Source organism: Paenibacillus agilis, assembly GCF_007786455.1.
In the GTDB taxonomy this organism is placed as follows: domain Bacteria; phylum Bacillota; class Bacilli; order Paenibacillales; family Paenibacillaceae; genus Paenibacillus_B; species Paenibacillus_B agilis.
The window spans coordinates 49,870-64,153 of record NZ_VNJK01000010.1 but is presented as its reverse complement, the minus strand read 5'-3'; the positions used below and the strand labels follow the sequence as shown (position 1 = coordinate 64,153).

Genomic DNA, 14,284 nt, shown 5'->3' with positions numbered 1-14,284 from the left:
ATGGCGGAGGGGTTCCACGCGTACCCATCCCGAACACGAACGTTAAGTCCTCCAGCGCCAATGGTACTTGGACCGCAGGGTCCCGGGAGAGTAGGACGTCGCCAAGCAAACACAGCCCACTGAGGTATTCAGTGGGTTTTTGTTTTCTCATTTTATAAACATTTCATTCTAAAACTGCTCATGCTAACGTGATATTTACCTTCTATACACAGATGTTAGTAGTTCAAAGCTTCTCTTCTGTTCTCCACATGTGCATAAGTTTTGTTTTAAATCCACAAATGATGCATTTTCATTTCATTTATGCAGTTGAATATTAATGTTATTCATATAATTATCCACCTCTTGTTAACGGTTTGTGGAGATCTTGTGACTTGTTCACAAAGAAATGAAATTGTAGCCTCCGTAATAGCTCTCTTATCCACAGCTCTTTTTCTAAACAGCCTTTGATTGGTTAAGCTATGTCTAATATGTGCCAAGAGATTAGGAATGAAGCCTTTGCCTTTAAAGGGTTTATATAGAGCGCTGTTTACAAGCTAAAGGGTAAGCGCTTTCTTAAATTTGAATACTCTCCATTTGGAGTCTACAAAAATGTTAATCACTTGTGGGTATTTTCATTTTTTATAACAAACGATTGGCAAAGAATGAACAGTTCTGCTATAATAATTTCAAGGTCAAAGAAAGTCAAAGTCAATGAATTATAGTCAAGGTCGAATAAAAATAGGTCAAAAATGGTTAAACCTAATTATAGATGCTCAGAAAGGAGGGAGTTAATTGCGTAACATTTCCGACTTGATCGAGCAGCATCTGAAAGTTTTGTTGCTGAATAGTCAAGAAGGGGCTGTAGAGATTCAGCGCAACGACCTCGCCCAGCAATTTTCTTGCGTACCTTCTCAGATCAACTACGTTATTAGTACTCGCTTTTCATTAGAAAAAGGCTACGTAGTTGAAAGTAAGCGCGGTGGTGGTGGTTACATCCGAATTCAGCGCATTGAGCTGCCTGCGCAGCATGCGATACATGCTCATGTGTGCGATACGATTGGTGAATGCATCAGTCAAGAGACAGCGGAAGGGATCATATATCAACTGGAAGAGGCTAGAATTATCTCCCAACGTGAGGCATGTTTGCTTCGAGCGGCGATTTCTCGTGACAACTTGATGCTTAAGCTGCCTTATCGAGATGAGCTCCGGGCGAAATTGTTGCGTGCAATGCTGGTGGCTCTGCTTGGTAAATCGTAGTTACAGACTGACAAGGACACAGTCGTTCACTTTACGTATTTAATTCGGATAAGATGTTAGTTCATATAGTATCCGGTCAGAAGGAGGAACGAGACCATGATGTGTCAGCAATGCGGACAGAAATCAGCTACTCTACATTTCACGAAGATTATTAATGGTGAAAAAACGGAGTTTCACATCTGTGAGAGCTGTGCTCGCGAAAAAGGTGAATTAATACCTGGGGCACCAAACGGTTTCTCTATTCACAACTTGTTATCGGGTTTATTAGACTTCGATATGACTAATGGCAACAGCCAGCTTCAGAGCGGCTTATATGGAATTAAGTCAACGCAAGAAGTGATGCGCTGTGATCACTGCGGTCTCACTTTTTCACAATTCAGTAAGATGGGTCGCTTTGGCTGCGATGCTTGCTACAAATCATTTGCTTCCCGGTTGGATCCGCTCTTAAAGCGAGTTCACGGTAATATTGTTCATGTCGGTAAAATACCGAAGCGTAATGGTATTGTGATGCAGCGCAAGCGTGAGTTAATTGCATTGCGTGAAAAGCTGCAGCTAAGCATCCAACAGGAACAATTTGAAACAGCAGCTCAATTACGGGATGAGATTCGTAAAATTGAGCAAGATTTATCGGGTGAAGCTGAAGCGAAATAATCGTGTAGACGAGCAAGGAGGAGTAGAGCATATGTCCAATCATTCTTTTATGAAGCAGCCAATAAGCGATTGGATGAGAGGCACAGGACCTGACTCGGATATCGTCATAAGCAGCCGAATACGAATTGCCCGGAACTTGAATGGTCTACCATTTCCGCTGCTTGCGACGAATCAGCAGTCGGCCGAATCGCTTTCTCGATTAACGAAGGTAACAAAGTCTTCAGACTTTTCTCAGTTGGGACATTTTCAGGCAATTGCTTTAACAGAGCTTACTGATATGGAGCGACAGGTGTTGGTCGAGAAACATTTGATTAGCCCTAACTTGGCGAATGAGTCCCGCAACGGTGGCCTTCTATTAAAGGATGATGAATCGGTCAGCATTATGCTGAATGAAGAGGATCATTTACGAATTCAATGTTTGTACCCAGGCTTACAAATACACGAGGCTTGGGATGAAGCAAGCCGTATTGATGACGTGTTCGAAGCTCATGTCGATTACGCCTTTGATGAAAAACGAGGGTATTTAACAAGCTGCCCTACAAATGTGGGTACAGGTATCCGTGCTTCGGTTATGATGCACCTGCCTGCACTTGTGCTTACGCAGCAGATTAATCGCATTTTACAAGCTGTTGCTCAAGTAGGGCTGGCTGTACGAGGTCTGTACGGGGAAGGCAGCGAAGCTACGGGGAATTTGTTTCAGGTTTCGAACCAAATTACACTTGGACAGTCAGAGTCCGAAATTATTGATAATCTGTACGGAGTAGTAAAGCAGATTATTGAACATGAAAAATCGGCTCGTGAACAGTTGAACCAGCAGAGCAATACTCGATTGACAGATCGGATTTGCCGTTCTTATGGCATATTGAAGCATGCTGTCGTAATAGATTCAAAAGAAGCTTCACAACGACTGTCCGATATTCGACTCGGTGCAGATTTAGAAATGTTGAAGGATGTTACGGGAACTGCGTTGAATGAATTATTAGTAATGACCCAACCAGGATTCCTGCAGCATATTTATAAGAAGCCGATGAGTGCTGATGAACGAGATATCTATCGTGCGCAATTGATTCGCGATACGTTGGGGAATAAACGAGACATCTCACAGTAAGCAATTGGTACAATTCAGTTTAGTCATTGCAACAAATATTCATGTGGAGGTGCAACAATATGATGTTCGGTAGATTTACGGAAAGAGCGCAAAAAGTACTCGCATTAGCTCAAGAGGAAGCAATGCGTCTTGGACACAATAATATTGGCACAGAGCATATTTTACTTGGTCTTATTCGTGAAGGGGAAGGCATCGCAGCGAAAGCTCTTGTTGCCCTAGGATTAGGACTAGAAAAAATTCAGGATGAAGTAGAATCACTCATTGGTCGCGGGCAAGAGCAACCGACCAATATCGCTTATACACCGCGTGCAAAGAAAGTTATCGAGTTGTCGATGGATGAAGCACGTAAACTTGGTCATACGTATGTAGGGACGGAGCATATTTTGCTCGGCCTTATTAGAGAAGGAGAAGGCGTTGCTGCACGTGTACTGAACAATGTTGGCATCAGCTTAAACAAAGCACGTCAGCAAGTTCTGCAGCTTCTTGGCAGCAGTGAAGCAGTGTCGAGCCATCATGGTTCTCCCCAAAATGTGAGCACGCCAACATTGGATAGCTTAGCTCGTGATTTGACGGCTAGTGCAAAAGAGGGCAACCTCGATCCAGTCATTGGGCGGAGTCGTGAAATTGAGCGTGTTATTCAAGTACTAAGTCGTCGTACGAAGAATAACCCAGTTCTTATCGGAGAGCCAGGTGTAGGTAAGACAGCTGTTGCAGAGGGATTGGCTCAGAAAATTATCCACAATGAGATTCCAGAGACGCTGCGCGATAAACGTGTCATGACGTTAGATATGGGTTCTGTTGTTGCTGGTACAAAATATCGTGGTGAGTTTGAGGATCGTCTTAAGAAGATTATGGACGAAATTCGCCAAGCGGGAAATATCATCTTGTTCATTGATGAGCTGCATACTCTTATCGGAGCAGGCGGCGCGGAAGGAGCAATCGATGCTTCTAACATTTTAAAGCCAGCATTGGCTCGTGGTGAATTGCAATGCATCGGGGCTACTACGTTGGATGAGTACCGCAAATATATTGAGAAGGATGCTGCTCTGGAACGTCGTTTCCAGCCGATCACAGTTGATCAGCCGACACCGGAAGAAGCTATTCTTATTCTCAAGGGTCTACGTGACCGTTATGAAGCCCACCATCGTGTGAAAATAACGGATGAAGCTATTTTGCAGGCAGTTAAACTGTCTGATCGTTATATTACGGATCGTTTCTTGCCTGATAAAGCGATTGACCTTATTGATGAAGCAGGTTCCAAAGTTCGCTTGAATTCTTACACAGTACCGCCAAATTTAAAGGAACTGGAACAGCGTCTTGAAGACATTCGCAAAGAAAAGGATGCTGCTGTTCAGAGCCAAGAGTTTGAAAAAGCAGCTGCACTTCGCGATACAGAGCAAAAGATGCGTGAAGAGCTGGAGACGGTGCGCAATCAATGGAAAGAGAAGCAAGGCCGACTAGATTCTGAGGTAACGCCAGAAGATATTGCGCATATAGTTGCAAGCTGGACGGGAATTCCTGTGCTCAAGCTTAAGGAAGAAGAAACAGAGCGATTGCTGAACATGGAGACAATCCTCCATGAGCGTGTCATCGGTCAAGATGAAGCAGTTAAGGCAGTGAGCCGTGCGATCCGTCGTGCTCGTGCTGGTCTCAAAGATCCGAAGCGTCCAATGGGCTCGTTCATCTTCCTCGGACCAACGGGTGTAGGTAAGACGGAGCTTGCTCGTGCACTAGCAGAATCATTGTTCGGTGATGAGAACTCTGTCATTCGTATCGATATGTCCGAGTATATGGAGAAGCATTCTACAGCTCGCCTTGTTGGAGCACCTCCGGGGTATGTTGGTTACGAAGAGGGCGGCCAACTAACAGAGAAAGTACGTCGCAAGCCGTATTCTGTTGTACTTCTCGATGAGATTGAGAAGGCACATCCAGAAGTGTTCAACATTTTGCTGCAGGTGCTTGAGGATGGCCGTTTAACGGATTCCAAAGGCCGCGTTGTTGACTTCCGCAATACGCTTATTATTTTGACATCCAACGTAGGTGCTGAAGCTATCAAGCGCAATTCTACATTGGGCTTTACAGCTCGTACGGATAGCGAGAAAGACTACAGCAATATGAAGGACAAAGTGATGGGTGAGTTGAAGAAGAGCTTCCGACCTGAGTTCTTAAACCGTATTGATGAAATTATCGTGTTCCACTCCCTGGAGGAGAAGCATATTGCGGAAATTGTTAGCCTAATGGCTGATGACTTAAGCAAGCGTCTTAAGGAGCAAGATATTCACTTTGAGCTTACCGAGAAAGCGAAGTCGTTCTTAGCGAAGGAAGGATACGATCCTGCATATGGAGCAAGGCCTTTGCGTCGTGCTATCCAGAAGCATATTGAAGATCGTCTTTCTGAAGAGTTGCTACGTGGTAATATTTCTAAAGGTGATTCTGTGTCGATTGATGAAAAAGATGGCGAATTGCACGTTATCCATCAATCTCATGAAGGGCAAAGCGAGAAAGAGCCTGAGCCATCTCAAAAGTAAAGCGAGAAGAGTGTTGTAACTTGGGCCGCTACTTGCATCTTTCAATATTTAGAATGACTTTCTGTAATGAATAAATTAATATTGAAAAAACCTTCAGAGCTACTTTAATCAGCGCTTCTGAAGGTTTTTTTTATTTTTCTTCCTTAATCTGATTATCTATTTCAAGAGACTGTATCCTTTTTTATTGACTTGCCTTTCCACGCTCCTGCAAAAATGGTAAACTTGAGTATATTAGGATATTCGTCGTTTTCCTACAAAAAAGGATAACAATTGCGTACATTATTCATGATTGAGTTGGATGATGTCGATAAAATGAAGAGAAGTATCATTATTGCTCCGTGCTAGTGTTTTGTGCAGGAAAGTAGCCATCTGCCTCTGACTAACTCCACATCAAGACACGGAAAATAGGATGAGGATAGGAGTTGTACGTCTATGGCTAAAGTAAAAACAAAATTTTTCTGTGCAGAATGCGGATATGAATCGCCTAAATGGATGGGGAAATGTCCAGGATGTAATCAGTGGAATACGATGGTGGAGGAACGTGAGACAGTTGTAAAAACAAAGGGTATGAAGTCTTCCCTCACTCAAACGAAAGAAATTCCACAACCGATCATACATATTGAAAGTGGGCGTGAACCACGTATAAGTACGACGATGTCTGAGTTGAATCGCGTACTTGGCGGTGGAGTAGTACCAGGTTCACTCATTCTTGTCGGTGGGGATCCTGGTATTGGTAAGTCTACGCTGCTGCTCCAGACTTCAAATGCGATTGCTATGAGTGGGCTAAAGGTATTGTATGTGTCTGGCGAGGAGTCCATGCGTCAAACAAAGCTGCGGGCTGACCGGCTAGGTACTTTGTCTGACCAACTATTTGTGCTTAGTGAAACAAACTTGCAGTACATTGAAGAAGCAATCGAGGCTATGCAGCCGGATTTCCTCGTAATCGATTCGATCCAGACAGTATTCCAACCTTCCGTTGAATCAGCTCCGGGCAGTGTCGCGCAAGTAAGAGAATGCACCAGTACATTTATGCGAATCGCGAAGGGTAAAGGTATTGCTACCGTACTTGTCGGACATGTAACGAAGGAAGGAGCCATAGCGGGTCCGCGTTTATTGGAGCATATGGTTGACTGCGTCTTGTATTTTGAAGGTGAGCGTCACCATTCGTATCGTATTTTAAGGGCAGTAAAAAATCGATTTGGATCGACGAACGAAATCGGCATATTTGATATGACTGAGGGCGGACTTGTTGAGGTTAAAAATCCATCTGAACTGTTCTTGCAGGAACGGCCACTTGGCGTTGCTGGTTCGATAGTCGTGGCTAGTATCGAAGGTACACGACCGGTTCTAGTAGAGATGCAGTCACTTGTAGCGGCAACTAATTTCCCTTCCCCTCGACGTACTGCCACAGGTATTGATCATCATCGTCTTGCTCTTATCATTGCAGTATTAGAGAAACGTATGGGGATGTTTCTTCAGAACCAGGATGCTTATGTAAATGTTGCAGGCGGCATACGTCTGGATGAGCCAGCGGTCGATTTAGCCATTGCGATTGCCATTGCATCCAGCTTCCGTGACATACCAACCCAACCATTTGATGTGGTTATTGGTGAAGTGGGGTTGACGGGAGAAGTAAGGGCGGTGTCGCGAGCTGAGCAGCGAGTGAAGGAAGCCGAGAAATTAGGATTTAAACGAATTATTATGCCGGAGAAGAGTCTTCGTGGCTGGACTCCGCCTAAGCATATTGAGATTGTAGGTGTAAATACCGTTGCAGAAGCATTGACAGCAGCGTTAGGTTAGGGGGCTCAAATCAAAGATGAGTGTCAAAGATAATCAGCTGGATATTATGAATGACCTTCTTAAAATGGTTGCTCCGGGTACATCTTTTCGCGATGGGCTGGAGAACGTGTTACGTGCCAAAACAGGGGCTCTAATCGTTGTTGGTTATAGTCCTGAAGTAATGGAAGTCGTTGATGGTGGTTTCTCCATTAACTGTGACTTTTCACCAAGTTATTTGTATGAGCTTGCAAAAATGGACGGAGCCATCATTTTAAGTGAGGATTTAAAGCGTATACTATATGCAAATACGCAGCTTATACCAGATTCGTCGATCCCATCTATTGAGACGGGGATTCGCCATCGTACCGCGGAGCGGGTGGCTAAACAAACAGGTAAATTAGTTGTGTCCATTTCCCAGCGACGCAATGTTATTACCATATATCAGGGCAGTCTTAGATATGCTTTGAAAGAGATTGGCGTTATTTTAGCGAAGGCCAACCAAGCGATTCAGACACTTGAGAAATATAGAGCGGTTTTGATGCAAGGGCTAACAAATTTATCGGCGTCTGAGTTTGAGGAATTGGTCACTTTGCAAGAAGTTGTGAATGTTATGCAACGAACTGAGATGGTATTACGTATTAAATTGGAGATCAAGCGATATATTAATGAACTAGGTACTGAAGGGCGACTCATTAGTATGCAGCTTGAAGAATTGGTCAGCAATACAGAAGATGATGCATGGCTTCTTTTGAAGGATTATGCACGTGACAACAGCGATGAGAAGATTAAAGAAATACTGAATCAACTAAAAAAATGCACAGCTGACGAACTGCTCGATACAAATTATTTGATTCGACTTCTTGGATATCCGGTTACGAGCGCTGCTCAAGACGAGTCGTTCTCGCCTCGCGGATATCGTGTTCTGAACAAGATCCCACGTCTTCCTAATGTGATTATTACGAATTTGGTCGATAATTTCACCACTCTTCCTCATGTGCTTAGCGCAACAATTGAGGAGTTGGATGAAGTGGACGGCATTGGCGAGGTAAGAGCACGCAACATCAAAGAAGGACTCAAAAGAATTCAGGAGCAGGTTTTCATTGACAGGCAAATTTAGTTTACCTACAATGAATTCACGAACGTTGGGCATAGTATAATTAGAGGTGAATCTATGATTACAAAGTCTATTCCGAACTTGTTTACCATCGGTAACTTGTTTCTCGGAATTATATCCATTATGCTTGCGTTTGATCAGGAGTATAACCTGGCTGCGCTCATGGTCATAATAGCTATGCTATTGGATGGCTTGGATGGACGTGTAGCACGTGCATTAAATGCACAAAGTGAGTTCGGTAAGGAGCTTGATTCGCTTTCCGATGTGATATCATTCGGAGTTGCACCAGCATTTATTATGTACGTGACTGCATTGACGGATGTGAATCCAGCTGTAGCATGGATAGTAACAGCTATTTTCCCAATTTGCGGTGCGCTTCGCTTGGCTCGCTTCAACGTGATTGAAGGCACTCCCGGTTATTTTATCGGCTTGCCAATTCCAGCAGCGGGTGGCGTTATTTGTACATTAGCATTATTCCATAATGATATTTCCACGACTTTCTTATTGATTGCGATGCTGCTTGTATCGTACTTGATGGTTAGTACAGTACGCTATCCGAACTTTAAGAAGATCGGAATTCCTAAGAAAGCTATTTGGATTACGCCGTTCGTTATTGCGGCTGCTGTAGGTCTTGCCTTGTGGAAGCCTGAGCAAATGCCAGTACTTATTTTCGTGCCGCTCGTTCTATACGCGCTGCTCGGCTTAAAAAAAAACGTTAGAATGCTGATGCGACGCCGTCGGAAATCCCAAGTGGACTCTGAAGAAACAGTATCGAAACATTTATAAATAATGGGTATATCGATATACGAAAAGGTGCTTATTTTCATCTGAAAAGGATGAGATAGGCATCTTTTTTTGTTGCTGGATGCAAAATAACCGCTATGCCAATAGCACAGCGGTTGCAACGAAAGCTCATTATGACAAGTTAAATATCCCTAGCGTCTGGCATTTCTTTGCTTCATCTTTTATGACATCTTCAAGCTGAATATCTAGCAAGTTACATAACGCAGACATATAGAATAGATGCTTTCCTAGCTCAGAGCGTATCACTTCTGTACAATGCTCACATAATTGACCTTTTACATGGCTTTCCATACTGTCTTTCGCTTCATGAAGATTCATCTCTTCTTTGTATGGTTGCCGTTTGGCATGTAGCTCCAAACAACCGCATTCTGTAATTGCTTTCGTTACAGCACGATTTACAGAAGCGTCTGATTGGCCGTATTTGGATAATACGTCTAACAAACTTCGATGACGTAACAGCAAATCGGCAACTTGGTCTTGAAATGCTTGCAAGTTGGGAGTGCTCATGTGCAATTCCACCTCTATTCTTGTTATGGTGCCGATCTTCCATAGTAAGGAGTGGCACGAATCGTTAAGGTTGAACGGATGCATACTACTCCCCCATTATAAGACTAATAATTGCCATTTTTCAACTGTGACTCTTTGTAAAATGCAAAGCTGATGGATTAGGACGCGCCTCCTTGGGCCATAATTGTAAAGAATATACATTGGAGCTAGGAGGTGGACGTTCATGATTAAACGAATTGTGGTCATTTTGGCCGGTTTGCTTGGAGCTTGGGGTGGGATGGAATTATACAGCAGCATGTCAGCTCAAACCATGCAGTGGTCAGCAGTAGCGGGAGGTTGGACGTCAGGTCGAATCATGTGGGCCTTTGGGGGCTCAGTATTAGGTATAGTGCTTTGTCAGGTATTAGCTTCACCTGTTCAGCATTGGTGGAATCTATTTCGTCAAAGAGTAGCAGAAATGTCTACACCACATATTTTGATTTATACATGCGGACTTTTAGTAGGTCTCTCTGTGTCGGCGCTGCTCGTGCCATTATTGAGCCATTTTGGAGTTATAGGTCAGCTTGCTGCAACAATAATTACAGTAGGATGTATGATTGCAGGTGTTCAAATGTCTTCATGGAAGCTGGAGGAAGCAGCTTCATGGATAGCATCCGTCCGACTCCCCCAAAAAGGAGAAAATGAGCGCTCAAGCACTGATTTTGAAGAGCATAAAATTTTGGATACGAGTGTTATTATCGATGGACGCATTGCAGACATTTGCAAAACAGGATTTATCGAGGGGACAATTGTTATACCAGAGTTTGTACTAGAGGAGTTGCAGCATATTGCTGATTCTTCTGACTTGCTTAAACGTAATCGCGGGCGCAGAGGATTAGACATTTTGAACAAGATCCAAAAAGAACTTGAAGTAAGGGTGCTTATTTACGAAGGCGACTTTGAGGAAATTTCAGAAGTGGACAGCAAGCTTGTTAAGTTGGCGAAGTTGCTAAAAGGTAAAGTGGTTACGAATGATTTTAATTTGAATAAAGTGTGTGAACTGCAGGGAGTTTCGGTTCTTAATATTAATGACTTGGCTAACGCCGTTAAGCCTGTTGTACTTCCTGGCGAAGAAATTGTGGTTCAAGTTATTAAAGACGGCAAGGAGCATGGGCAAGGTGTTGCTTATCTTGACGATGGTACAATGATCGTCGTTGAAGGTGGACGCGACTATATCGGGACCACGATGGAAGTGTTGGTGACTAGTGTATTACAGACTTCTGCTGGTCGTATGATATTTGCGAAGCCGAAACTGTTGGAAAAAGCCCAATAAAACAGGTATGATGTTGTTATTATCACCATGGAGGGCGTTAACCATGCAACAAAGTTTTGGAGTTGTTGTAGTAGCGGCAGGCAAAGGAACGCGTATGGGTACATCGGAAAGTAAGCAATTTTTGCAATTGCAGGACAAGCCGGTTGTTATTCATACGTTAGAGAGGTTCCAGCAGATGTCGCAATGCGAGAGCATTGTGCTTGTCACTTCTTCACATGACAGTGAGCGTTGCCAACATTGGGTCGAACAATATCAACTGAGCAAAGTAAGGGACATCGTTAGCGGCGGTAAGGAACGTCAGCATTCTGTATATGCGGGACTGCAGGCAGCTAAGGCGCGGGGAGTTCAAATTGTACTTATCCATGATGGGGTTCGTCCTTTCGTAGATGAGCATCATATTCTCGCATGCTGCCAAGGTGCAGTTGAACATCGTGCTGCTGTGCTGGGTGTTCCTGTTAAAGATACGATTAAACAAGTGGACGCAGCGGGAGTCATTACGGCTACCCCAGATCGGAGCAGCTTGTGGGCGATACAGACCCCACAAGCTTTTCGTCTTGAGGATGTAATCCAAGCTCACGATGAGGCCAGTGCTGCGCAAAGACTTGGCACCGATGATGCTGTGCTCGTTGAGCAGATCGGTATACCCGTTCATATCGTGGAGGGCAGTTATACAAATGTAAAACTGACGACTCCAGAGGATTTGGATTGGGCGGAGTGGTGGCTAGAGCGTCGTGCAAATAAGGGGAACGAGCAATAGCTTATCAATAGGCTAATAGGCTGTAACAATGATTTAGCAATCGTAAAAATTAATCTGGTTAAGGGAGAGAGAGACAATGATTCGAGTAGGACAAGGCTTCGATGTTCATCAATTAGTAGAAGGTCGCCCATGTATTATTGGAGGCGTTCATATTCCATATGAAAAAGGACTTCTTGGTCATTCTGATGCAGACGTATTGCTGCATACGGTTAGTGATGCGGTGCTCGGAGCGCTGGGATTAGGGGATATCGGTAAACATTTTCCGGATACAGACCCTGCTTTTAAAGATGCAGATAGCATGAAATTGATGGAGCATGTGTGGAACTTGGCGAAGGAGCGGGGCTATCGTCTAGGGAACGTGGATTGTACGATTATTGCTCAGGCTCCTAAAATGCTGCCGCATATTCCGGCAATAGTCGAAAATTTAGCGCGTGTACTAGAAGCTGAGACTTCGCAAGTTAATGTAAAGGCGACTACTACAGAGAAGCTAGGTTTTACAGGTAGAGGCGAAGGGATCGCTGCGCAAGCTGTTATCTGTCTTGTCCGCTAAGATAGCGGTATGATATGATGGTACGATGAAAATAAGGCATATTGTGAGGGATACATAAATGACAAAAGACATCCGCGTCCGGTATGCACCTAGTCCTACAGGACACTTGCATATTGGTAATGCACGCACAGCATTGTTCAACTATTTATTCGCTCGCCGTCATGGCGGGAAGTTCATTGTTCGTATTGAAGATACAGACGTGAAGCGTAATGTAGCTGGTGGAGAAGAAAGCCAGTTCAAATATATGAAATGGCTCGGTATCGAGTGGGATGAGAGTATTGATGTTGGCGGTGACTTCGGTCCATATCGCCAGACTGAGCGTTTGGAAACGTACCGCAAGTACGCGCAAGATCTTATGGATCGCGGTCATGCTTTCAAATGTTATTGTACGGAATCGGAGCTTGAGAAAGAGCGCGATGCACAAATGGAACGTGGCGAAACGCCTAAGTACGCTGGTACTTGTCGTCATTTAACAGCTGACGATCACGTTCGTCTTGAAGCAGAAGGCCGTGAGTCAAGCATTCGTTTCTTAGTACCAGCAGGTCGTTCGTATACATTTGACGATGTCGTTAAAGGTGAAATTACGTTCGAGTCCGATACAACGGGAGACTGGGTTATCATTAAGAAAGACGGTATTGCGACGTACAATTTTGCTGTCGTTGTTGATGACTATGAGATGAAAATGTCTCACGTTCTCCGTGGAGAGGATCATATTACGAATACGCTTCGTCAGTTGATGATTTATGAAGCGCTCGGTTGGGAGCCTCCAATATTCGGCCATATGACACTTATCGTAAACGAAAATCGCAAGAAGCTAAGTAAGCGCGACGAATCGATCGTTCAGTTTATTGAGCAATATGATCAACTTGGCTATTTGCCAGAAGCAATGTTCAACTTCATCGTATTGCTTGGTTGGTCTCCAGAAGGCGAAGAAGAAATGTTCTCACGTGAAGAGCTTATTCAAATTTTCGATGCAAACCGTCTCTCTAAGAGCCCGGCTGTATTCGATACGAACAAGCTGAAGCATTTGAACAACTTGTATATGAAAAAAGCAGATCCGGATCGCATTGCGGACATGTCTATTCCATATCTTCAGAAAGCAGGACGACTGCCTGAATCGCTTAACGAAGAACAAGCGGCATGGGCAAAAGCGCTCGTGAAGCTTTATCAAGAGCAGATGAATTGTGCTTCGGACATCGTGGAGTTGTCTGAGTTGTTCTTCCGTGATGAACTCATTATCGATGATGAAGCTCGTGCGGTGCTGTCCGAAGAACAAGTACCAACTGTACTTGCGGCTTTGCATAGTAAGTTGGAAGCGGCATCCGCTTGGGATGTTGAAACGGTTAAAGGCGCACTGAAGGAAGTGCAGAAGGAGACGGGCGCTAAAGGTAAAGGATTGTTTATGCCTGTACGCGTAGCGGTTTCTGGACAAATGCACGGTCGTGATTTAAATGAGACGATTATTTTGCTTGGTCGTGAAACAGTGTTGAAACGCCTGCAAAATGGAGTGCCTGCTTAATTCGTCAGCTTTTGCAATCCAAGGATTGTCAAGATAAGATGATTTCTCGTATACTGGTGTATACACGAAATGAAATACAATGAATAATTGAAATAGCGTTGAACGGGAGAGCATACAAATAAATGGCATGTCCAGAGAGGGTCTATTACGAAGGTTGCTTCGTAAGGTGTGAGTGACCCCATGCTAATTGTATGCATTGCACCCGGAAGCTTCATTTTTGATATAGGCCATCTCTGCAAAGAGAAGGACTAAGGTAAAGAATGACGAGTCGTTCACGTTACAGAACGCAGGAGTGGGATTGGGGAGTTATCTTCAATCCAAACAGGGTGGAACCACGCGTCGCGTCTCTGTAGCATAGCTACAGGGGCGTTTTTTTATGACCAACCATACAAAATGGCGGTTCAGGGGGAGAATTAACA

Annotated in this window: 12 protein-coding genes and 1 rRNA gene; 12 read left to right on the top strand and 1 reads right to left on the bottom strand. The window is 44.0% G+C overall.

The window, feature by feature from the left end; translation table 11 throughout:
* From rrf to pssA, 8 genes are all read left to right on the top strand, one after another.
* Positions 1 to 107, top strand: a 5S ribosomal RNA gene (gene rrf, locus FPZ44_RS26255); the annotation flags it as partial.
* 664 nt (positions 108 to 771) lie between these two features.
* The gene (locus FPZ44_RS26250) at positions 772 to 1,236 is read left to right on the top strand and encodes a CtsR family transcriptional regulator (RefSeq protein ID WP_144995602.1); all 465 of its coding nucleotides are present in this window, start codon (positions 772 to 774) and stop codon (positions 1,234 to 1,236) included.
* 96 nt (positions 1,237 to 1,332) lie between these two features.
* The gene (locus FPZ44_RS26245; protein ID WP_144995600.1) at positions 1,333 to 1,887 is read left to right on the top strand and encodes a UvrB/UvrC motif-containing protein; all 555 of its coding nucleotides are present in this window, start codon (positions 1,333 to 1,335) and stop codon (positions 1,885 to 1,887) included.
* Between the two features lie 31 nt (positions 1,888 to 1,918).
* Positions 1,919 to 2,995, top strand: coding sequence for a protein arginine kinase (locus FPZ44_RS26240; RefSeq protein ID WP_144995608.1), 1,077 nt, complete (start codon positions 1,919 to 1,921; stop codon positions 2,993 to 2,995).
* Between the two features lie 59 nt (positions 2,996 to 3,054).
* Positions 3,055 to 5,523, top strand: coding sequence for an ATP-dependent protease ATP-binding subunit ClpC (gene clpC, locus FPZ44_RS26235; protein ID WP_144995598.1), 2,469 nt, complete (start codon positions 3,055 to 3,057; stop codon positions 5,521 to 5,523).
* Positions 5,524 to 5,955: 432 nt separating this feature from the next.
* On the top strand, positions 5,956 to 7,323 hold the full coding sequence (gene radA, locus FPZ44_RS26230; protein WP_144995595.1) for a DNA repair protein RadA: 1,368 nt from the start codon (positions 5,956 to 5,958) through the stop codon (positions 7,321 to 7,323).
* Positions 7,324 to 7,339: 16 nt separating this feature from the next.
* Positions 7,340 to 8,419 (top strand): DNA integrity scanning diadenylate cyclase DisA, encoded by a 1,080-nt coding sequence (gene disA, locus FPZ44_RS26225; RefSeq protein ID WP_144995593.1) that lies wholly within the window; start codon positions 7,340 to 7,342, stop codon positions 8,417 to 8,419.
* A 54-nt stretch (positions 8,420 to 8,473) separates the two neighbouring features.
* Positions 8,474 to 9,202, top strand: coding sequence for a CDP-diacylglycerol--serine O-phosphatidyltransferase (pssA, locus tag FPZ44_RS26220; RefSeq protein WP_144995591.1), 729 nt, complete (start codon positions 8,474 to 8,476; stop codon positions 9,200 to 9,202).
* A gap of 129 nt (positions 9,203 to 9,331) precedes the next feature.
* Here the strand turns inward: pssA and FPZ44_RS26215 are convergent, their stop codons facing one another.
* On the bottom strand, positions 9,332 to 9,727 hold the full coding sequence (locus FPZ44_RS26215; protein WP_144995589.1) for a nucleoside triphosphate pyrophosphohydrolase family protein: 396 nt from the start codon (positions 9,725 to 9,727) through the stop codon (positions 9,332 to 9,334).
* Positions 9,728 to 9,950: 223 nt separating this feature from the next.
* Between FPZ44_RS26215 and FPZ44_RS26210 the strand changes: the two genes are divergently transcribed.
* From FPZ44_RS26210 to gltX, 4 genes are all read left to right on the top strand, one after another.
* The gene (locus FPZ44_RS26210) at positions 9,951 to 11,039 is read left to right on the top strand and encodes a PIN/TRAM domain-containing protein (protein WP_144995587.1); all 1,089 of its coding nucleotides are present in this window, start codon (positions 9,951 to 9,953) and stop codon (positions 11,037 to 11,039) included.
* A 43-nt stretch (positions 11,040 to 11,082) separates the two neighbouring features.
* Complete coding sequence (ispD, locus tag FPZ44_RS26205) at positions 11,083 to 11,796, top strand: 2-C-methyl-D-erythritol 4-phosphate cytidylyltransferase (RefSeq protein ID WP_144995585.1); 714 nt, start codon at positions 11,083 to 11,085, stop codon at positions 11,794 to 11,796.
* A 76-nt stretch (positions 11,797 to 11,872) separates the two neighbouring features.
* Positions 11,873 to 12,346 (top strand): 2-C-methyl-D-erythritol 2,4-cyclodiphosphate synthase, encoded by a 474-nt coding sequence (gene ispF, locus FPZ44_RS26200; protein WP_144995583.1) that lies wholly within the window; start codon positions 11,873 to 11,875, stop codon positions 12,344 to 12,346.
* 58 nt (positions 12,347 to 12,404) lie between these two features.
* Positions 12,405 to 13,865 (top strand): glutamate--tRNA ligase, encoded by a 1,461-nt coding sequence (gene gltX / locus FPZ44_RS26195; protein WP_144995581.1) that lies wholly within the window; start codon positions 12,405 to 12,407, stop codon positions 13,863 to 13,865.
* The last annotated feature ends 419 nt before the right edge of the window (positions 13,866 to 14,284 follow it).

Coding starts and splice junctions, on each gene's coding strand:
- disA (WP_144995593.1), top strand. CDS start 7,340: ATGAGTGTCAAAGATAATCAGCTGGATATTATGAATGACCTTCTTAAA.
- gltX (WP_144995581.1), top strand. CDS start 12,405: ATGACAAAAGACATCCGCGTCCGGTATGCACCTAGTCCTACAGGACAC.
- ispD (WP_144995585.1), top strand. CDS start 11,083: ATGCAACAAAGTTTTGGAGTTGTTGTAGTAGCGGCAGGCAAAGGAACG.
- FPZ44_RS26215 (WP_144995589.1), bottom strand. CDS start 9,727: ATGAGCACTCCCAACTTGCAAGCATTTCAAGACCAAGTTGCCGATTTG.
- ispF (WP_144995583.1), top strand. CDS start 11,873: ATGATTCGAGTAGGACAAGGCTTCGATGTTCATCAATTAGTAGAAGGT.
- FPZ44_RS26240 (WP_144995608.1), top strand. CDS start 1,919: ATGTCCAATCATTCTTTTATGAAGCAGCCAATAAGCGATTGGATGAGA.
- FPZ44_RS26210 (WP_144995587.1), top strand. CDS start 9,951: ATGATTAAACGAATTGTGGTCATTTTGGCCGGTTTGCTTGGAGCTTGG.
- radA (WP_144995595.1), top strand. CDS start 5,956: ATGGCTAAAGTAAAAACAAAATTTTTCTGTGCAGAATGCGGATATGAA.
- clpC (WP_144995598.1), top strand. CDS start 3,055: ATGATGTTCGGTAGATTTACGGAAAGAGCGCAAAAAGTACTCGCATTA.
- pssA (WP_144995591.1), top strand. CDS start 8,474: ATGATTACAAAGTCTATTCCGAACTTGTTTACCATCGGTAACTTGTTT.
- FPZ44_RS26245 (WP_144995600.1), top strand. CDS start 1,333: ATGATGTGTCAGCAATGCGGACAGAAATCAGCTACTCTACATTTCACG.